This window comes from Bacillus sp. FSL K6-2944 (genome assembly GCF_038005385.1).
Taxonomy (GTDB): Bacteria; Bacillota; Bacilli; order Bacillales; family Bacillaceae_G; genus Bacillus_A; species Bacillus_A cereus.
In genome coordinates this window covers 153,638-174,460 of record NZ_JBBOTE010000004.1, presented here as the reverse complement: position 1 = coordinate 174,460, position 20,823 = coordinate 153,638, and the positions used below count along the sequence as shown (strand labels likewise).

Here is a 20,823-nt window from a genome sequence, read left to right as displayed (position 1 = left end):
GACAAAATTAAAAAAATCTATATGAGGCGTGTTTTCCGCCACTACTCATACCTCAACTATAACACATTTATTCCAAAACAAGCGGCAGTTTTTATAATTCAAAGGTTTCAATATCATTTGTAAATATAGCTTTTACACCAAATAAACTTTTCTTCTGCTCCATCTCTTTCTTTTGAATAAGCCATTCTGGATAATTTAGTTCTTTCAGTACATTGTTATAATATGTCGGATGTACTTTGATTATATCTGGATTTTTTCCTTCACGCCTCTGATAACGATTTAATGCTTCCAATAATTTTTCATTGAACATATAGTTCCTCCCTTACCTTTTCTTTATATAGGTATACGTCAAGTATTTAATTTATGCTTCCCTATTCCCCTACCTTAGTAGGTCATTCACGGAATTCCTAGACTCCTTATTATCTATGATTTTATCAATTTTTCACCTTTCCATACGGCAGTTCGTAATACTACAACATCAAAGTTCGTAGTTAATTTTTTAGACTTATGATGAAGCAAATTTTCACATTGATTGGCAGCCTTTCCATAAAACTTTGCTACACACATACAATTCAACCATTGCAACGTCTAATCCAACTACACTCTCCACTACATGAGTATTATAGATTTTTATCATTATACCAAATTTCACCTTTTATAAGACTGATTATATCAGAGGCAAAATAAATAGAAGTTCATCTCCCGCCTATCTCTAGACTATCATCTTTCACACGCTTGGGGAGGGAGACTTCTTTCAAAGAACACGTTAAATTTTGAATCGTGCCTGCTATACCATTCCAAAAATAATTCAATTAGGCACTGTCTCCATCCATTTTCCATGTTTATTTTGTTTTAAATCCACAAAATTACGACAGTTTATATAACTTTCCCCAATTGCATGCTCTTTCCCTTCTTTACACATCATTCTAAACTTTTTATAGAATGGAAATGTGTACCTTTATTTTCTCAATAGATTTCCTGTATTTCTAAACAAGAAATTATATCATGATGATAGCGTTATCATTATAATAGACAGCGTGGAAAGAACTTCTGAGAATGTCTTGCAAGTCTGTATTCTACAATTAAAAATGAAAGGTGTGAAAAGATAGTGAAAAGGTTATCCAGTCTTACAATAGCTGCTTTAATCGGCTGCAATGGGTGGAGTATACTGAGTATGCTGACTACACCGCAAGCCCATGCAGCCAGTCAAGAAAAAGTTACTACTTTGAACCGAGAATTTCTACAAAATGACCAATATGCTTATAATGGATATCGTGTAAAGGAAGTAGGGAAACCAGACATATATTTAGTGGATAGAGGCATGAAGCGTTACATTACGGATCGAGATACGTATAATCGTATTTTTAAAAATCGGGATGGAGTATTAGAGTTTCAAAGCCTTCACACAATTCCAAACGGAAGAAATATTGATCAGGATATGGGGTTAATACAGTTTGAAAATGATTCGTTTATCTATTTTCTTGATAAAGATGCGACCGGAAAACCAATGAAACGCTGGATTACGAGTCCATCTCTCTTAAACAAGTATGCGTTTCATGCAGAGGCATCTGTGCTTCCCCAGTGGATGAAAAATGCTATACCTAATGGTGCAGCTATTCGTTAAAAACAAAGTTTCCTAACGTAAGCATTAAACTACCCCACTTCCACTTCTAAACGACGTGAACGTGGGGATTTCTAATGAATTAGACTAACTCCAGAGTCCCTGCGGTTAGAAGTATTATTACTTCATTTCTAAGATTTTGTCCTGCGTTAATATCCCTGTCATGATGTGTGCTACAAGAAGAACAATCCCATTCACAAAGATTTAGATTCTTAACATCTTTATTTTGACACCCACAGTATGAATACAATTGAGAACTTGCAAATCCTCTATACCCATCACATCGTGGTTTTTGATGATTTCAGTTGAGAATTTGGCCAAGTAACCTTTTTTAGCATTCATGAATGCTAGAAAAGGTTACTCACTGTTCTTTCGCCAACTTCTCTTCTCATGACCGAAAAAACTTCGGATTTTTATAGATTGTCTCCTCTGACAAAATGGCCAAAGCTTTTTCTCCCACACCCATTCCGATGTAAGGTTGTGTTTTCGAAAGTTCTTGCACTTCTGTTTCAAATCACAATGGCACAAAGTATCTGCCAGAAAGGCTCCGTCTACCTGTAGTATATACAATACGTCCCTTTATTTCACGACCATTGCCAAAACCTTATAAAAGTCTATAAAGTTTGTTTATTTCCCTGTTCTACGAGTCCGGTTTTGCCAAAGCTACTATCGTTTGATATAACTCTCCGAGGGCGTAAATTCGGATACAACGCATCCTACATATTAACATAACGTTTAAGGGGCTAATTGACTAATTCATAACGTGACAAGTTGATGGCAGCATTCAAATTCTGATCTATGACATGACTACAAGCACATTTGTATATGCGATCAGATAGCTTTAAATCTTAAAGAAAATTCAATTTATATATGTTGAGAAAATACAAAAACGTTAAATGTATTAAAAGAACCAAATAAAAAGAGGGCTCTCTCATCAAAAAATAGAAGAAATTAAAAATATCCTCCAAAACGAAATAACAAATTGAACAGTGACTTCCCACGATATATAATGAACATATACCATTCTTTTATTTAGTTCAGGGATTGGGAGAATAGTACGAGCGTATATTCTCCTATTTCCTACTATATCTTCACACATAACATGTAAAGGGCGTGCTGTGTATATGATTTTCTTATATCGATTTGATGCAAAAGAGAATGGCATTCATTTTATTTTAAATGAACAAATAGCTGCGGATATGCTTCCACAATACGATGTATTATTGAGACCATTAGTGACATCTTTGGCTAAAACGTTGCAATTGTATTATTTACAGAGTCAACATGCCACCTTGTTAATGAGTAACATACGAGACAACGGTGAAATTGAAGTGATGTTAAGTCAAGAATTGGGTCAATGTATAGATGGATATACCAAAGACCATATGATTTTGAAAAATGGAAAACGAATTGCAGATATTTTAATAGAGATTAAGAATGCTCCTACTGTATATCACTAAACTTATTATCCAAGTAAGATATATATGTGTTTTTAATCAAGTCGCTAACTTGAAAATGGACATGAAAGCAATGAAACAATCCAAATTCCAATTAAAAAGAGGAATTTGACAGATGTCCTTTTTCCTTATTAAAATAAAAAATACCCGTAAGATTGATACGCATAATGGTATAAGACAGGAGAGGAATCATAGTGAACAAATCATATGTTAGCGATTCTACACACTTATTACAGGAAATTGATCGAAAAATGAGTATAATCGGATCTACTCTTCAACAAATTTCTGAATCTTTGATTACAAAAGAAGTATATACGATTCATTATATGCTTTTAGAAGTGTCCAAATCATTGCTCACCTTACAACAAGACCCTAAGATGACAACACTCGCAAAAGAACTAAGTTTACAACTTCAAGACATACAAGAACAGTACAAGCAATTGTTTGCCAAGAAAGAAAAATACCCTTAATTTTCTGAATTTTTAAAAAATAAATACATATCCGTACTGGTTTGCCTGTCTTTTATTGTTCCAAAATATAGCGGATACCCAAAAATTACGTAATTAGGTGATTTTCTATATTTTGGATATTTATATCATTTTTATGCATACCATGGATAAATAGCTCTCTTTCGGTTAATTTCCTCCCCTCCCACGAAGACCTTCTTCTCGTCCTTTTACCTCGTCTCATGTATCTCAAAGTACAAGATTACCACCTCCCATTTTATTATTTGATCACATGGAGTAAATTCATCCCTTTCTCCATTAAATATAAGACAAGCAATCTCACAAATTGTATATTACCAACATAACTATATGTCTCGACAATTTTAATTAAACGCTGCTCTTAGAATTGAGAAGAAAATTCCCACCCATTCTTCTGATTAAAGCACCTCAGATAGTGTACCTCCCTTTAGTAAAAAAACGAGTATATATTAGTAGTCTTTAATACATGAGAATAAGCACCTGTTTATTCTCATACTCACCCCTATAAAAATATAGTCTGACGTAAGAAAAGCACCCAAATGGATGCTAAATTAAATGTTACTCTAGCATTCGACTCGATCTACGAATCCGAGCAGAAGACACTTGTTGCACAGAAACGATGTGTTCTGGATTAATTACAATATCATTAAAACGTATCAAACCTTCCTTAAAACATCCATCTGGAGCAACTACTTTATCTAAAAATCTTTCCAGACTCATTTGAAAAATATGTACTTTTCCATTCATAAGACCAACATGAGTCGTAACTATTTTATCCATTTCAACTTCTCCCCATCCTCAGTTATTTTCCCTGTATTAAATAGCATCTTTCAAATCCTCCTGTAACGCCCTTCATGTTATGATAAAAACCAGTCAACATAATCCAAGCTCATTATGTTTTTCGATATCTATTCACTCTCTACACAGCCAGGTAATGTATTAATTTGGCTGTGCTTTTTCTGGCGAATAAGAAAAACATTCTATCTCTTTTCTTCCTTTGAATGTTTCCGGACCCATTTTGCCACTCCCCCTAACGATTTCAACTTTCCCTTCCATATCCATACATCCACCTTTCTTTTTAACCGATCAAAAAAAGAGGGACTGAATTGTATGTACTTTTCTTTATCCTTTTTCCACAACTCTTCCAAATTTGAGCGCATGATATATTCTTTTGAATAGGGCACCAAACGTTCTCCATATATCTTGTAATATTCAAAATGTTGTATATCAATTCCTAATTCCTTATAAGCTTTCAAATGTTCATGATACACACAATTATCCATAGGACATAGCTGTAACATATCAATTTTCATTTGTAAATCTGTGGATATAGTTCTCATATTTTAACACCCTTCTCGCTGTTTTCCACTAAAACAACATCCTAGTGGTACTTATCACATTTATATGTTCTTATTTGGTATATAAAACCAAAAAACAGTAAATAGTAAGAGTGGATGAAGAACTGACAATCAGATTTGTACATTGCAGGCCCCCAATTAGCTAATCTACTGCAATGTTTGAATACTCTTCATCCTTTCCATCACTCCATGAAGGGTGAGGAACATGTTGTATACTTCCTATTAAACCTAAACCATTATTTTCCTTTGTGGTAATAATACAACTGTTCCTTATCCCTTCACTTCTATAGGTATTCTCTATGCGTTGCAAATTGTACTCTATATCCCCTAACAATACATACATCTCTCACCACCTGAACACTTATCTTTACATTTGCAAAAGGTTATCTTTATCATTTTATATTTGCATGCTGCCTGTTATAGTAAAAGTATCCTAACATTCCAAATGCCAATTGTGGTTACAACGGATTTTTTCTTACCCTTTCTTAGCACAGCTACTCGTCTCCCGCGGATGATGTAGCTGTGTATTTTTTGTCCCTACTTATTTTCTGTTCTACTTGCCCTTGGAAAAGGTTATTTTTATCATTATCTATACTTTCGTTTCCTGCTATAGTAAACATAGGTTAAACCTCTCTTGCTAATCAGGCTAAGATATATTTACCCTTTATGTCTCACCCTAAGCACAGTTGCTTGTCGTCCACAGATGATAATTGCAGCTGTGCTTTTCATTTCTTTTTATTCCTACGATTCCCTCCATTGCTTGAGCGCTATGTTATCCTGCAACCTATTGAGAATACAAAGGAGTATATGTAAGAGTGAAATAAGGTAACGTAACAAGCATTAGCGAACATTATCTGTACATAAAAAAGGAAGCTTCTTTAATTTAGAAGATCTTCCTAATTAAAAGTACATATTTGCATTATTTATAGATGTCACCACGATTTCCACCAATAGCTTGTATATATGACTTTCTCATCAAAATGTATTTCCATTGAACTATCCCCACTTTCACTTCGTTTGGAAAAGGAAAATCCCCAAGTAAAGCGTTCTAATGAACTCTAATTTATTAGGTTATCTCCGCAGTCCTTGCGGTTAAAAACCCTATCGCTTTATTTTATAGATTAGAGTCGTTTGTGTTTGACTTGGATAGACACGAAATGTATATGCCTAATTAATTCAGAGGGCTTCTTACCATTCCTTGTTGGAAGCCAATTCATCTCCCTCCGATCCAATTCGTCTTCACTAAGGAATGAGAATTCTTTCCGGCAATACGTTAAATACAGTACTGCCTAAAAAAAAACATTCATATATATTTATGGGATATATTTTGAAATCTATAGAGTATCAACGACTATTAAAAGCTAGTTGTTCCACTTTTATTAGCTTTTTACAAAGTTATTAAAAATATAATAAGAATACAAAGGAGGGAACTATCTGTGAACCACCAAGATAATAGTAACTCAAAAATTCACAAGCCCTGTTCTTGTCCATCACCCACGGCTAACAGTTTAAATGTTGTTCAAACTACCCCAACGATAGTGGCTGTAAATTCTGCGATTCCACTCGATACAGTCGTACATTCTAACGGTACAGCGATTTCATTTACACCACCAACAACAGTATTGCTTGAAGGAGGGAGAAATTACTTAGCAATATATGAAGTAGCAGTTTATATTGAAGCAGGAGGGCATTATGCAGGTATCACTATGCGACTTAATGATAATGTAATCGTTGGCTCAGCTACTTCTCTAGGGTATACTGCAGGGTTTACTTCTGTATCAGCACCCGCAATTTTCACTACACCTTCAGGTGTAACAAGTACCCTTACTGTTAATGTAGGACCGTACTCTGATCCATTAAATACTTGGGGATTAACCCTTACAATTGTAGCACTAACATAATCAGATCTTATTCTTTCTCTAGTTATTCCCCCTTGTATTTTGTGGTTAACCTATAAATTTGATATTTCATCATCAAACACTTGCCTGTGGTATATTTTATTACAGCCCTTCCCGAACGAGAAAGCCCATCGTCTTTCGGCATGGGATGAAAGTGAGGTTGGATACGGAGTGCTACCAAAAAACCGTAAGGTTTGTGGCACTTTAAGTATCCAAAATGCACGGAGAAAAACAAGGCGAAAGATAGAAAATATAAGTGTCCATGCGGATTTAAGAAACACCGCGATATCGTTGGAGCGATGAATATTCGCTACGCAACTGTGGTTGGCGATAACAGTCAATCAGCCTAAGAACCTATATGGTCTGTCTTAGGAGGGGTGATGACACACCCTCATCTTGAAGGCTGTTCAAAACAGAAATGGACTGCGAACGTTTCGTCATTCAGAAATCCCATCCGTTACACCGTAAGGTGTAGGAGTTGCGGCTTTAGCCGTGGGAGTGTCAACAGTACAAAGTGTTACTGTAAAAGAAACACTGAATATTTATTACTATCTAATTCCACTGCACTATAACCTATCTGTATGCACAGACAGGTTATAGTGCAGTGGTCAGATAACTACAAATACTTTGGCTAATACCAACCAAGATGCATCACCCACCAATTATTGGGCTACGCCCTTCAAACGCTTGAGGAAGGAAAAGGCTTTTAGGGAAGAGTAAAAAACTCAAAAATAAGATTGCATCTCCATTTGTAAATGGGTTCATCTTAATTATTTTTATACTTCAAAGGAACACTGACTTTGCCGACCAAATATTTCCCCCACCAATATTTATGGCACAAAAGTACAATACATACTGGGATTCCGATTCCTAATATCTGTATGCTCACTATATACCATAAAGTAGACAGTTGAAACCTATATATGTATATCGCAACATACTTTTGAACAAGCGGATGCAACAAATATATCCCATAAGAACAAGAACATACCAACTTTATAGAATATGGCGTATCAATCCAATATCGAGAAAAAAGAAATAATCCAATAAATATAAAAGCAGTATAGAGAACTACATCATACCTTGCAGAACTAACCATATGAATTATACCGTTATGAAAAAGGATATGTACCATACAAAAAGTAATAAATAAATTTAAATACATATATTTTCTATATCGATAAATGAAACTGCGAAATTGATCGATATTCTTTCCTGCATAAAAGGCCATTGTAAAATAAAATAACCATCCTAAAAAAGGAATTCTAAACAAAATCTCCCAGCTATACTTAGAAGACGGTAAATTAGGTACGTATAAATCAAACATCAACCAATACCCCATGCTTAATAAACCTGTATACGTAAGTAAAATGGCGGGATTGCTATCATAAAAATATTTAACAAAAAAGATATGAAGAAGGTACATTTGGCAAATGATTAAAACAAAATAACCATGCCATTGACCAATTAAATATAATCTCCATATTTCAAAAAATCCCTGATTAATATTTGATGCAGAAAAGGTCTTATCTATTGCATAAATGATGCTCATAATGAAATACGGAACAATAATAAATTTTATTTTCCTCCATAAAAACCCCTTAGGGATAGAATTTTTAGTGGAATGAGCTGTTATCATTTCCGACACAAGGACAAATAAAGGGGTTGCGAACATCAAAGATAACTGTATAACCATTAACATATGATTGAGTTCCTGGTTCCATACCTCTCGTCCATATATTGTTCGGTGAAGAGTATGAATCATTACAACACTAAAACAAGCAATGAAACGTATAAAATCTAATTCTTTAATTTGATTGCTAGATATATAAACACCTCCTAGGAAACGTTTCCCCTCTATCCTTTCCTTTTTCAATTAGCTTTTTTCTTATCAGTTAGCGCTAATAAACAGTTTATACACTTGAAATCTTACCCTTGATAGGATGAGGATATGTCATCACCCCTCCTAAGACAGACCATATAGGTTCTTAGGCTGATTGACTGTTACCGCCAACCACAGTTGCGTAGCGAATATTCATCGCTCCAACGATATCACGGTGTTTCTCAAATCCGCATGGACACTTATATTTTCTATCTTGTGCCTTGTTCTTTTCAGAACATTTCGGACATGTTTGACTTGTATAAGCAGGATTCACATATTCAACCTATATACCAACTACTTTTGCTTTGTACTCGATAAATTGTGCTAGGCGAAAGAATGACCAAGTGTGTAGATTCTTTTCGTTTTTATGGCTTGTTCTTGTCGTCTGTCTTATGTTCGTTAGTTGTTCTAACCGAATGACAGAAATCATATGATTCGTTGCGAAATCGACAATTTCACGACTTACTTTGTGGTCTTGGTCTTGCATCCACCTTTCTTCCTTCTCATCCAGTTGTCGAAGGGCTGTAAACTAATAATGACGAATTCTTCAAAATAGACATTTTTTACATAAATTGTATTTGATTTGTAATTCCTAAGTTTTAGGATTGAAAACACTATTAGCAAACTCATAGTCACTATATCCTAGTAATAACCTTGAACTATCCCCCTTTTCACTTCCTTTAGAAGTGGAGATTCCTAAATAAAAAGTTCTAATGCACTCTAATTTATTGAGCTAACGCCGCAAGACTTGCGGTGAGAAGACTTATCGATTCATTCTTTAGATTACTATTTGTTTTCCTATCTCTATCAGTCACATCGTGGTTTTGATGACTTAGTAATCTTTTTCCAGCACTTGTTATGTATTTATGAATGCTAACTACTTTTATTCGCTGTGTATGCCAGCCAGTATATCCTTTTATTTTTCCAGAAATAACACGCTGTACTTTCGCTAACTTCTCTTCTCATGACCGAAAAAACTTCGAGTTTTGATAGGTTGATCCATCTGATAAAATGGTAGGATTTTTCCGTCCCACATCCACCTCTATGTAAAAATGTGACTTCAGAAGTTTAGTTTTTATCTTCCTAAACTCTCCTTTTATTTTTCCTCAACATAAGTTGGTGTAGACAATAGTACCCTGTGCATTATTTTATTTAATTTCATAAAATGATTCCTCCCAAAGTTATTTTTAATTGACTAGTTAAAGATAACGAATCTAAAAGATCTTAACAAATATAAAAATAACCTTAGTAAAAGGTCACTTTTAATGATAGTGCAAAAATCTAACACTTGTACAACGAGTTTTTAACGCACAATCCGAAAGAATTCTCCTTCCTCAATCGTGTGAAGGGCGCGAGACCAACGGTAAGGGAGATGAATTTCGGTTTGGCGTAGCCAAAAAGAACTTGACTTGGCTTTTTATTTTTTTGTTTTGATATAATTAGTCTTATCAAGATAAAAGGTTGATATATCAATGAAATGAGATCGTGATGATCATACAGTATTCTGATTGCATGATCATCTTGTATTAATTGTAAAATATAAAAGAAATGTATTTGATGATACTATATCAAACTATGTAACAGACATGTTTGTACGACTTTGTACGACTGTCTAAAACATACAATGTAACTTTAGTCGGATAGCATCATGGTGTAGACCATGCTCCGACTTTGTTCAAGGTACATCCCAATACAGAAACGACAAAGTTTATTCAGGCTTATAAAAGTGCAAGGTCTCGACTCATTAAGAGAGATTTTCCGCAAGTAAAAAAGAAACGGTGGAAAGAAATGTTTTGGTCAAGAAGTTTCTGTTTAGCGACTACTGGTGACGCAACACTAGATGTAGTTAAAAGAATATTGACAATCAAGGTGAAAAGTGCGGTGGAGGTCATGTTGAAAGCATATAAGTATCATATCTATCCGAATGATGAACAACGATTATTTTTCGCAAAAACATTTGGTTGCGTTCGTTTTGTATATAACAAAATGCTTGCAGATAGAATGAGTTCGTATCAAGAATCCCAAACATGCATAGATACATCCATCAAATATCCTACACCTGCACAATATAAAACTGATTTTCTTTTTCTAAGGGAAGTTGATAGCTTGGTAAATATAGATAGCTAACAAAAGTATCTAGTTCCCAAGAAGCCCCCACTTCAAACAGTTTGTTAGGACGTTAAGTGGCGGATAATTCACATCTTAATCATACTGATACTATTACTCTATACAAAGTCTGGCTATTAGTATGAATCAGGAATATTTGTTTACATAGTGATAATACCTGTCAGATTTTATATGTCTAACAATGAAACGAAACCATTCATGTTATATAAAAAAAGAGAAGCGAGCTTCCAAACTTCTCTTTTCGACACGTAAAGATTTACAGCAGTTACTCAGAACCTCTTAAACGCTAACTAAAGTTTGAAAACGAGCCTATATTTTTTCAAACTTTATAACAGAACTTTTTCACACGAAATATATAGGATAGAGAAACATAGAAAGCAACACAGATATTCCGAATGTTTGCCGTATTTCAGGACAAATATACGGTTTAATAACAATTAAATGCGTTATAGCATTTTTAAAATTTATTAAAAGAGTTTATTTATATGAATCCTATACTTGCGTTACTTTTAGAAGTTGAGGGTACTTGCGGTCCCGCCCACTACCGCTGCTGAGTTAGATGCTTTGGTTCTTTTATTATCTTAATTTCAAACTACTTTTGTATAAAAATTATTTTTATAAACATTAACAATGCATATTTTTTGTATACATTTTAACATCATTTGAAGTATACCCCAGAACCGTCAGCCAGGTTGTCAAAAACAACTATTAACACTTTGTATAGAAAGGACACACATCATGAAACAACATCTTCAAGAGAGTTCGAACAACGCGCTATTGAATTAACAAACACTGAGCGTGCAAAACAATAACTACTTTAATCATAACAGCCCTACATATGCATCTCCATTTGATATGATGAATAAATTTGGTGTTCTTTGCAAGGGAAAACATTACTCAAGGTCCAACGTATACCTCAAGAAGTAGGGCACGCCTGGATGAATAGTGCTGGACACCGTACAAACATCCTACATAACGGCTTCACTCACATCGGTCTTGGCTATGGGATGCAAGTGAGATTCGATACAGAACGCTGCTAAAAGATCGTAAGGTGTAAGACTTGCGGATTTAGCCATGAGAGCGTCAAAAAAAAAACAAAATAAACATGTAATTTTACGAATAAAAAATCAAACGAACATGTAACAACGATACCGCATCACACACTACATATTAGCGGATATTATTATTTGTATACAAAAATAGAAAATTATTCAATTTATGGTGCCCAACATACCATCAGCACAATCTTTTTTATTTTCATTGTCATTATTTTTCTTGCCAAGTTATTAACTTGTATCTTTAAACAAGGATTCCCCAAATAAATTAGCTTACAAATTTATTTGGGGAACCTTATATAATAATTTGGTTTTGTTTCTATACACAATCTTTTTTCATTATTTTAATAATTGAGCACGTTTTTCAGGGTTTTGGTAATCTGTTAAAGACATTTGAACTTTCGGTTTATTTGGATCACTTGGTATAAATTCAATTTTTGCGTCAGCTTTAAATCCTAATTTTCCTGTAAAGGTAGATGTAATTGGTTGCTTTAAAATGACTCTTTTATTTACATTATCTAATTCTATATAATTTGGTAATCCACTATAAGCTTGATTTGTAAGCGCTTTTTTAAATACATCATAAATATCCAATTTTTCTTTTACATTTCTAGGATCATCCGCTCGGCCGTTCCAATGCCCCTCTTCTCCAGGATACGTAAAGTACTGCTCGGTATCTATTGTGCCAGTCAGATAACCGCTACCTTCCATTTTCCCAGAAAATTCAACACGTTGGACTTTACCTAAATAGTGTGTTGTTCCATGCGGTGCCGCTACAAGCGTTTGAGAAGGTAGGGTAATTTGTTCTGTATGAGTAGTTGTATTCGAGCTTGTATGATTATAAGAGAATTCAGTAGACACTTTTTCAGTTGTAGATCCACCAGCCCCTCCTATACCTGGAATCTCCACGTTTGCAGTGAATGTATGATCCAATTCTATACCTAATTTTGCTCCTTCTGTATTGGAATACGTAAAGGAATCTGTATTGGTAATCGTTTTAGACGGTGTAATGTGTGTTTGATTTAAATCCGTCACATTTTCATACGTAGCCTCCTGCGTATCGTCCGCTGTTGTTATATCTTTTGTTTCTGTCGCATTTACGTCACTAAATTTCTCCAAAGAAGGTGTGACATCAACCGTTGCAGGATTCGTAACATGACCTGGCAAATATTGTTTTCTGCTGCCATCAGATTGAGGTTCCGGTGGCATGTATTCATTTGCTGTCTTAAGATCTTTTTTAAATTGTTCCATATCTATAGCCGATACCGAATCTGTGTTAGTACTTGTATCCGTCCCTGCTTTTATATCCGCACTCGTACTTGTATCCGTTCCCGCTTTTGTATCTGTACTCGTACTTGTATCCGTTCCTGCTTTTGTATCTGTACTCGCACTTGTATCCGTTCCTGCTTTTATACCTGTACTCGTACTTGTATCCGTTCCTGCTTTTGTATCTGTACTCGCACTTGTATCCGTTCCTGCTTTTGTATCTGTACTCGCACTTGTATCCGTTCCTGCTTTTATACCTGTACTCGTACTTGTATCCGTTCCTGCTTTTGTATCTGTACTCGCACTTATGTCAGCTCCTGCTTTGTTTTTTGATTTTTTTGGAGAATGGATTTTACTATCAACACTTATTTTAGAGTGCATACTATGTGTTAGGTTGGTTTTGGAATGGGGACGTCCGTTCGTTTCAGCTGCAAAAGAAGTAATTGGCAGAATGCTACCTATCGTTAACACACTAACTACTGGAATAACGACTGAAAATTTGTTAGGTTTTTTCATTCATAACGCCTCCTCGGCTACTTTTTTTGTGGCTGTTTTACTTTGATAATATAAATATAACAGCGTTTTCAGTAAAAAATATACATGAAAAATATACCATGTAACAATTCGGATTAGAGTCCCGTATACATCGCTGGTGTTACTACTCTCAAATTTTAAATGTATTGGTACATCATTTTGTTGCATCCTTTGTCTCTTGTTATACATAGAAAAGTAGGATAAATCATTGTACTATTCCAAAGTAATTAACATATGAGTACCTATCCAGTACTATATTTGGCAACATCGTATGTATTTATTGTTTTAATTTTTGTAGTGATTCCTTTCCTATTTCCTGTCTGTATTTTACGAAATTTCTGTAAACAAATTAGAGTATTATTCCCATAACCTTTGTTTTTGGTCTACCTGAAGGAGTTTTTCTAATTGTTTTTTCTGAGCATTGTCACAAAGACAACAGAGCTTTCTCCATATATTTTCAGCTGCACGATCACGTACTGTCGATATTAACCTTGTTAATATGGATACATTCGTTTGTACAAGACCTTTTTGCTTAGCCGAGTCAAAATGCTGTTTAATAGAATTCATACACCGGTTAATCCTAGCAGGTTTTAATAATCTTGTCATTTGCATATGTTCTCGATATCAGGCAATAGTACGAGCGGTAACTTCTATTGGATGAAAAGAGTATCCTCAGAATGTTTTCCACACACCTTTTCAAACCAGAATACAAATTTTTTTAAATCACTCGTACATTCCTTTAGTGTTTTGGCATGCAAATTTCCTTCTTGAGATAAGCTAGAAATAAAATCGAAAATCAAAGATTGTGCTTGTATAGAAATTGTTTTAATGGAATGCAGACATGAAAAACAATACCAAAGAAGGTAGGGATAGTTCATGGCTATTCGAAAAGATGAGTTGTATCAATTGATAGATTATCTGGATTGACAAGATGCAAAAGCAGCGTTTGATTTTTTAGAATTTCTTGTTCAACGCTCCAAAAAGAAACCTAACGATTGGGAAAACTTGATATGGCGGATCCAAATCATGAATCATTGTCTATACAAGAAATAGAACAGCTAAATAGTGAAGAAGGATATACGTGAATTCGGGCTACAAATTGATTTACCATAAGTCCGCGGTGAAATGTACTGCAAAGCAAGAAAAAGGAATACAAAAAAATTGCTGAAGGATTGAAGGCTCTTCTTGAGATCCCTCCTGAAGGAGATATTAAAAGTATGAAGGGTTACACAGATTGATATCGATTACGGGTTGGAACCTTTCAAATTTTATTTGAAATCAATCATGATGAGAAAATCATATACATACCATTGGAAATCGTGGTGACATCTATAAATGGGACTTACATGTAATTATAAAAAGGAAGATTCTTCAATTCAGAAGACCTTCCTTTTTTATGGCGAATCATATCCGCTAATGATTGTTGTAGTAATCTTGTTCCATTGCTACATATAACCCGCCTTTTTGTTTTGAAATACTATAAAGGACCGAAAAAAGATTATACGGTGGATAATTTTGTCTATCCAGAGTAAAAATCCAAATGTTTTATAGAAAAGCAATCTTCGGATTAACTTGTAAAATCAAATCGTCGATGTTTGCATTATTACTATTTGCTAATACATGATTGTTACTCGATATATAGTATTGACTTGGGATGCCATACCTATGTGCTGTGGGATTTAAACATTATCCTGGAAACAATCTAGCTTGGATAGAATTTACAATCTATAGTAATGGGTCTTTTATTTAGGGATAGATTGGTAAATATAGAATGCTAATAAACGTATCTAGTTCCCAAAAAGCCACCACTTCAAACAGCCCGTTAGGACGTTAAATTGTGGGTAAGTTCACTATCTGTCAACTTTCACCTAATAAATCTTGAATAATTTTGTGAATTCCACTTCTTCCCGCCTCTATCATTTGTGCGAGTGTTATATCCTCATTTAATATCTCTTCAAGTTCTATCTCTAATTGTTCAAATGTAAATTCATTTATCAACGTCTCAAGTTCTACTTTCCCCAATGATGCCATAAATGTAGTAACAATCATTGCCCTCTCAAGCTGAGTTAATTCCATTCTCTCTCCTCCTTATCTTTCCCCATTAACAATATTGAATGAATGTTCCCTTAATTATATGCACCTTTTTGGTATCGAAAACCAAAATATGTACATACTACAAGTGGATGAAGAAATATACACTGTAATCTATACATGAAATGATCCCAATTAGCTATTCTATTTCTTTAAAATGTATAAACATGTATATGCTTCATCCGTTCAATCATTTCTCGAAGGATAAGGAGCGCGTTTGTTATTCAGAATAACGATCAAGCCATTACTTTCTTTTGTTGCAGTCATACAGCCGCTCGTTTTCCTTTGCTTGTAGGTTCTTTCTCTATCCAAAATACAATATAACCCTTCTCATACTAATTCTTTTATTTTACTCCAGTAGAAATTCGTAACAAATAAATTTAATTTTATTGGTATAAAAAACCAAAATATGTTGCATATTAATAATGAGCGAAGAACATACGTAAAGATTTATACTTAAATAAATCTCTTTTTTTGTATCCTACACCTATACTCTATGTACAAAGATCATATGTTCTCGTTCAACTTTTCCATTTAAACGGATGATGAGCGCTTATATCTCATTCATAAAGTTCCTCTTTATCGTATATAGTCGCTCTTCATCCGCTTTTATTATAACCTTTCCCCATATATCATGGGGGCATTTTATTAGGTTAGTTTCTCCTTACTAATATAAATAAAAGCATCCAAATGGATACTTTTAGCCCTAATCTTGATTTATTTTTTCACTTCTAAATATTAATGGAATATTGGGTTGCATTTTTACATTGAATTCCTCAATTATTACTATGTATAAGGAATTTAAAGCCACTTGCAGTTCCTTTCCTGTTTCTACATCTATATGAGGAACTAAAATCCATGTATTAAACAATTCTCTTTCTCCATTAATTAGCTTTTTTCCAATTAGTTCATTAAAACGAAGCGGTACCATATATTCTTTCCCATTTGATAAAATAATTTTGGAATAGCAATCCATACATATCCCCACCCATATTTTGTAAAGTTAACCAATGCATCGGTCTTTTGTATATTGGTCTTCTAGATTTTGAATCGATAAGATAAAATCGTCAATCATAAGAAGAGAGCAACCTCTAAAGAATAGTTTGCTCTTAAAGTAAATTCTATGCTTGAAAGGCGTTCTTATGAGCAAATAGATGACCATAAATGGAAACCTATACTTAAATATATGCTTGCACCATTAAAAGAGTGTCATTTCTACGATTATGTTGGTGTACAAAATTAACCATATGCGGAAGCATTTTGTTCTCCAAAAAAGTTTTTATATTCCCTCAACACTATAGCTAAAGAATTCGTCCTAAGACAGCCAAACTAACTCCCTTGTTACAAAGGTTATTTTATCGCTATTTATGCTACGCTAATAGGCATATTACTTCCTTTTTGACAGTGTTAGCTGTATTTATAATCTCTATGCGATTTATAGAACGGATTCGTTCAAACAATCCCACATGTATTACACATTCCCATAACTATTACATGCTTTTATGGCTAGAAACCATCTCTATTTTCACAAGTTGTTTTTGGGTTTAAACAACTTAAAAAACCTGTACTAAAAATGACTGAACAAGAAATACGATAACTTCTTATTTTCAGCCCCATAACTTAACCCGTAATAACAATATATCCGTTTCTCTCCACAACATCGCCATCTCTAGGATGCTGATATATTGTAGTGTCTATCCATTGCATATGAATTACCTATGTGATTTATAATAACCGTTACGCTTTATGCATCTGATCTTCCAATTCAGAAATTTGTTTATCGTGCTGTTGATATTTCTTTTCCAAGTATCTTGTATCTTTTCTCATCCTTACCACTTGTTGCTTCACAATTGTAGTGTCTTCACGTAATGAGGCAACCTCAGTCTTTACTACATTTAAATGATTCTCTAATCCATCTAAACGTTTGTTCAAGCCATCAAATCCTTCTTGCATTACCTTCATTAACATATCTAATTTCTCATCCACCACAATTCCCTCCTTATGCAATCATCTTGATTACCCCTCATTGTAGCATGTTTCATTCCAAAATAACTAGGAGGAAATATTCTATTCAAGATTCCTTTTCAAATGGAAGAGCGCTCCTCAAAATAAGTGCTCGTTCGCAAACAATATCGATATTCCTATTTACAGCGACTCTACAGCAGTCTATACTTTTTCCATTCACGTTATATCAAAATTTTTTCTATTTAAACATCATAAATATCCGCTACTCTATTAAATGGTATACAAGTAATGCATATGGTCAAAAAGTACAAATGACTTTCCGTTTTTTCAACTGAACCATTCAACATCTATTAGTACTTTTTATAGAAAATAAAATAGCCGGTAAGATAATATAACCGGTTACCATCGCTAAAATAACAAATGAAAAAACACAAAAATAACAGATACAAAAATTATTATGTGGATAGACGGTATTATTCCACCTCAGAGCATTTCTAAAAGCCTAATGGCATATACGACTTCACCAATAGAAAAATTTGTCGTATCAATAATTTGTATTTTTTCAATATGTAATATCTCGTCATTTACATGCAGCCATTTTTTTCGTTGAATTGGATTTTGACCTTTATTATCATTATTAATTCTATTAATAATAGTTTCTTCGTTCGCTTGAAGACCATATATCTTATACTCAAACTTTGTTTTATCGCTAACAAAATCTATGATATGTTTGTACATGCCCTCTGGTATTAATACACCAGTAATTATCAATAATTGATATTTATGATTATGAAAATTATTAATACACGCCTTAAGATTCTTACCCACTAATTCATAAAAATCATCATCTATCTTAAATGGTTGAATGCTACCAAGTTTATCAGTGTCTATTAAGGCGGAGTTATTAGGACAAAAATGAATTAATTTTTGTCCTGTTTCAGTTTTTCCAACACCAGGAGCACCAGTGATAAAGACTAGTTTAGTTTTCATGTTTCCCCTCAACCTACTTATATTATATTCTTCTGGATAGCACAGCTGTATATTTTGTTTTCCTACCAGTCAATATACAAATTCCAACATCTTCGTTTGCTAAAAATCCTAAAATTTTACCCTTACACATTTTTTTGTCAAACAGCTGAGGTAATCCCGTCGCCAAAACCTTATAAAAGTCTATAAAGTTTGTTTATTTCCCTGTTCTACGAGTCCGGTTTTGCCAAAGCTACTTTTGTTTGATATAACACTCCGAGGGCGTAAATTCGGATACAACGAATCCTACATATCAGCAGTAACTTTTTAGGTGTTAGCTTGCTAATTTATATCGTGACAAATTCATAGAAGCGTTTAAATCCCTATCGATTTCATGACTACAATTGCATTTATATATTCGGTCAGAAAGTTTTAGTTCTTTTTTGATGTTTCCGCAATTTGAACACATTTTTGAAAAGGGATACCATGTATCAGCTTCTACAAATTCAATACCATATTTTTCACATTTATATTGTATTTGTCTTTTGAACTCATATAAATATTGCTTCGCAATAGCTTTAGACAAGTGTTTATTCTTCATCATACCTTTGATATTCAAAGTTTCCATCACAATACGAAATGGCTTGGTTTTCACAATTTCGCTCGTTGATTGATGAAGATGATTATTTCTGATATTTGATAATCTTCTATATAGTTGTCGTATCTCTTGCTCTATTTTTATAATGTTGCTCGTTTTGACAAAACGGTTTCCCTCCTTATTCCTTTCATATTTGCGAGAAACTTGACGTTGCAACCTACGAAGGCGTTTCTCTGCCTGTCTTACTACCTTTGTTCTATTGATATTTTTCTTTTTCTGACCATCAGAACAATATGCTAATTCTTTGATTCCAATATCTATTCCTAATGAAACATCCGTTAGCTTCTCTTTTTCAAACTCCTGTTCCATACCTACAGACAAATACCAATACTTACCGTCAAAGCTAACTCTTGGATTCGAGTATGTAACATCTAAAGGTAGCTTTTCGGATGTTTTCCTTCAACCAACTTTCTCAATCAAGACTTGTTTTTTCTTTATTTTCAACTTGATATTGTCGTTATAGAAAGATGGTTTTGATTTCCTTCCGCTTTTGAATCGTGGGTTATCAGCCAGTCCCTTGAAGAATCGCTTATATGCTTCACAAGCATCTTTAATCGCTTGCTTTGTCATGTTATTGGATACTTCTTATAGCCATGCATATTCTGCTACTTGTTTCAGAACTGTTCATTCTTTACGAAGGATGCCGTCAGATAGAAATTTACCACCGTGCTTGTGATTTTCTTCTTGTTTACCTACTGTCCAATTATAAGCCCATCGGGCTGTTCCAGCGGATTTCCGAAGTTGATGTTCTTGTTCTTTATTCGGCTTGATTCTCACTTATTTTCCATTAACTCCTTACTCATCTTCTTAGCTGTATTCGCCCTTTTCCCTTGCAGACGGCAACTACATACTGTGATGATCTGAATGAAATCTTCAACTCATTCTTGCTCCTCAGTTTTCTCTGTGTTATCTATGATTTCAATAGTTGTACCATACTTATCGCATAGATTTTCAATTCGTTCATCTCCAAATCTAATCAATCTATCTTTGTATAAAATGACTATCTTTTCAACTTCTGAGTTTGTAATCATATCGACTAGTTGATTTAATCCTTTTTTATTGTAGTTAATCCCACTACCTATATCTGTGATGATTTCAAATGGATAACCTTTGGCAAACATATAGGTTTTCACATTTTCAATTTGTCTTTCTAAATCATCTTTCTGCTTATGGGAACTAACTCTACAATAGCCTATCACCTTTTTAGTTATTTCTTCTTTATTGCGAATCCCTAGAAAATGATTAAGTTGTTCCTGCGAATCATAGCGAGTGCCACCAACAGAAACATGATGTGGCTTGAATTTATTATTTTCATCCCCATTCCTAAGAGTTTGTTCCGTCCTACCTATCTTTTCTGCAAAATCACCAATTGAATATAGTTTCATGTTTCTCACCTCACGAAACTATTTTACTATATCAATATTTTTATCTATAAATATTTTATCGTTACTTATAGATTT

17 protein-coding genes and 8 pseudogenes are annotated in these 20,823 nt (G+C 34.0%); 8 read left to right on the top strand and 17 right to left on the bottom strand.

The features are described from left to right. Positions 1–91 precede the first annotated feature (91 nt). Positions 92–310 carry a hypothetical protein gene (locus tag MHH55_RS31245; protein WP_078187242.1) on the bottom strand — a complete coding sequence of 73 codons (219 nt, stop codon included), beginning with the start codon at positions 308–310 and terminating at the stop codon, positions 92–94. 864 nt (positions 311–1,174) lie between these two features. Here MHH55_RS31245 and MHH55_RS31240 point away from each other — a divergent pair. Beyond that, positions 1,175–1,624, top strand: a complete 450-nt coding sequence (locus MHH55_RS31240; protein ID WP_340882088.1) for a hypothetical protein — start codon at positions 1,175–1,177, stop codon at positions 1,622–1,624. Positions 1,625–1,703: 79 nt separating this feature from the next. Here MHH55_RS31240 and MHH55_RS31235 read toward each other — a convergent pair. Both MHH55_RS31235 and MHH55_RS36550 read right to left on the bottom strand, forming a co-directional pair. Further along, positions 1,704–2,222 (bottom strand): annotated as a pseudogene (locus MHH55_RS31235) (IS200/IS605 family element RNA-guided endonuclease TnpB); the annotation flags it as partial. Between the two features lie 142 nt (positions 2,223–2,364). Continuing rightward, a pseudogene (locus MHH55_RS36550) lies at positions 2,365–2,469 on the bottom strand (RNA-guided endonuclease TnpB family protein); the annotation flags it as partial. A 276-nt stretch (positions 2,470–2,745) separates the two neighbouring features. Here MHH55_RS36550 and MHH55_RS31230 point away from each other — a divergent pair. Both MHH55_RS31230 and MHH55_RS31225 read left to right on the top strand, forming a co-directional pair. Next, a complete protein-coding gene (locus MHH55_RS31230) occupies positions 2,746–3,081 on the top strand; it encodes a hypothetical protein (protein WP_176116612.1) in 336 nt (111 codons plus the stop codon). Positions 3,082–3,272: 191 nt separating this feature from the next. After that, positions 3,273–3,548, top strand: coding sequence for a hypothetical protein (locus tag MHH55_RS31225; RefSeq protein WP_078187239.1), 276 nt, complete (start codon positions 3,273–3,275; stop codon positions 3,546–3,548). Positions 3,549–4,121: 573 nt separating this feature from the next. Here MHH55_RS31225 and MHH55_RS31215 read toward each other — a convergent pair. The 4 genes from MHH55_RS31215 to MHH55_RS31200 form a co-directional block, all read right to left on the bottom strand. Beyond that, on the bottom strand, positions 4,122–4,343 hold the full coding sequence (locus MHH55_RS31215; protein ID WP_078187238.1) for a hypothetical protein: 222 nt from the start codon (positions 4,341–4,343) through the stop codon (positions 4,122–4,124). A 200-nt stretch (positions 4,344–4,543) separates the two neighbouring features. Continuing rightward, entirely contained in the window at positions 4,544–4,903 is a 360-nt protein-coding gene (locus tag MHH55_RS31210) for a hypothetical protein (RefSeq protein WP_078187237.1), read from the bottom strand. Positions 4,904–5,063: 160 nt separating this feature from the next. Then, positions 5,064–5,264, bottom strand: a complete 201-nt coding sequence (locus MHH55_RS31205) for a hypothetical protein (protein ID WP_078187236.1) — start codon at positions 5,262–5,264, stop codon at positions 5,064–5,066. Between the two features lie 151 nt (positions 5,265–5,415). After that, a complete protein-coding gene (locus tag MHH55_RS31200) occupies positions 5,416–5,541 on the bottom strand; it encodes a hypothetical protein (protein WP_303047666.1) in 126 nt (41 codons plus the stop codon). Between the two features lie 816 nt (positions 5,542–6,357). Between MHH55_RS31200 and MHH55_RS31195 the strand changes: the two genes are divergently transcribed. Together MHH55_RS31195 and MHH55_RS31190 are read left to right on the top strand one after the other, a co-directional pair. After that, complete coding sequence (locus MHH55_RS31195; protein WP_078187235.1) at positions 6,358–6,822, top strand: hypothetical protein; 465 nt, start codon at positions 6,358–6,360, stop codon at positions 6,820–6,822. Between the two features lie 209 nt (positions 6,823–7,031). Further along, positions 7,032–7,169, top strand: a pseudogene (locus MHH55_RS31190) (zinc ribbon domain-containing protein); the annotation flags it as partial. 416 nt (positions 7,170–7,585) lie between these two features. Here MHH55_RS31190 and MHH55_RS31185 read toward each other — a convergent pair. Both MHH55_RS31185 and MHH55_RS31180 read right to left on the bottom strand, forming a co-directional pair. After that, a complete protein-coding gene (locus tag MHH55_RS31185; protein WP_078187234.1) occupies positions 7,586–8,695 on the bottom strand; it encodes an acyltransferase family protein in 1,110 nt (369 codons plus the stop codon). Positions 8,696–8,807: 112 nt separating this feature from the next. After that, positions 8,808–9,224: pseudogene (locus MHH55_RS31180) on the bottom strand (RNA-guided endonuclease TnpB family protein); the annotation flags it as partial. Between the two features lie 985 nt (positions 9,225–10,209). Here MHH55_RS31180 and tnpA point away from each other — a divergent pair. From tnpA to MHH55_RS31165, 3 genes and pseudogenes are all read left to right on the top strand, one after another. After that, a pseudogene (gene tnpA, locus MHH55_RS31175) lies at positions 10,210–10,608 on the top strand (IS200/IS605 family transposase). Continuing rightward, positions 10,592–10,828 carry a helix-turn-helix domain-containing protein gene (locus tag MHH55_RS31170; RefSeq protein ID WP_078187233.1) on the top strand — a complete coding sequence of 79 codons (237 nt, stop codon included), beginning with the start codon at positions 10,592–10,594 and terminating at the stop codon, positions 10,826–10,828. Before tnpA ends, MHH55_RS31170 begins: the two are co-directional and overlap by 17 nt. Positions 10,829–11,568: 740 nt before the next feature. Next, a pseudogene (locus tag MHH55_RS31165) lies at positions 11,569–11,868 on the top strand (CAP domain-containing protein); the annotation flags it as partial. A gap of 354 nt (positions 11,869–12,222) precedes the next feature. Here the strand turns inward: MHH55_RS31165 and MHH55_RS31160 are convergent. The 8 genes and pseudogenes from MHH55_RS31160 to MHH55_RS31120 all read right to left on the bottom strand — a co-directional run bounded on the left by MHH55_RS31160 (position 12,223) and on the right by MHH55_RS31120 (position 20,748). Continuing rightward, entirely contained in the window at positions 12,223–13,665 is a 1,443-nt protein-coding gene (locus tag MHH55_RS31160) for an ETX/MTX2 family pore-forming toxin (protein WP_340882083.1), read from the bottom strand. Positions 13,666–14,040: 375 nt separating this feature from the next. Beyond that, positions 14,041–14,250: a hypothetical protein gene (locus MHH55_RS31155; RefSeq protein ID WP_254849754.1), complete on the bottom strand. Its 210-nt coding sequence runs from the start codon at positions 14,248–14,250 to the stop codon at positions 14,041–14,043. Between the two features lie 1,290 nt (positions 14,251–15,540). Beyond that, positions 15,541–15,759, bottom strand: coding sequence for a hypothetical protein (locus tag MHH55_RS31145; protein WP_078187180.1), 219 nt, complete (start codon positions 15,757–15,759; stop codon positions 15,541–15,543). Positions 15,760–16,480: 721 nt separating this feature from the next. After that, entirely contained in the window at positions 16,481–16,750 is a 270-nt protein-coding gene (locus tag MHH55_RS31140) for a hypothetical protein (protein WP_078187181.1), read from the bottom strand. 761 nt (positions 16,751–17,511) lie between these two features. Then, a complete protein-coding gene (locus MHH55_RS31135; protein ID WP_078187182.1) occupies positions 17,512–17,760 on the bottom strand; it encodes a hypothetical protein in 249 nt (82 codons plus the stop codon). 462 nt (positions 17,761–18,222) lie between these two features. Further along, a complete protein-coding gene (locus MHH55_RS31130) occupies positions 18,223–18,729 on the bottom strand; it encodes an AAA family ATPase (RefSeq protein ID WP_078187183.1) in 507 nt (168 codons plus the stop codon). A 310-nt stretch (positions 18,730–19,039) separates the two neighbouring features. Continuing rightward, positions 19,040–20,140, bottom strand: a pseudogene (locus tag MHH55_RS31125) (RNA-guided endonuclease InsQ/TnpB family protein). Continuing rightward, positions 20,137–20,748, bottom strand: a pseudogene (locus tag MHH55_RS31120) (IS607 family transposase). The pseudogenes MHH55_RS31125 and MHH55_RS31120 overlap by 4 nt, the downstream one beginning before the upstream one ends. Positions 20,749–20,823: the final 75 nt, after the last annotated feature.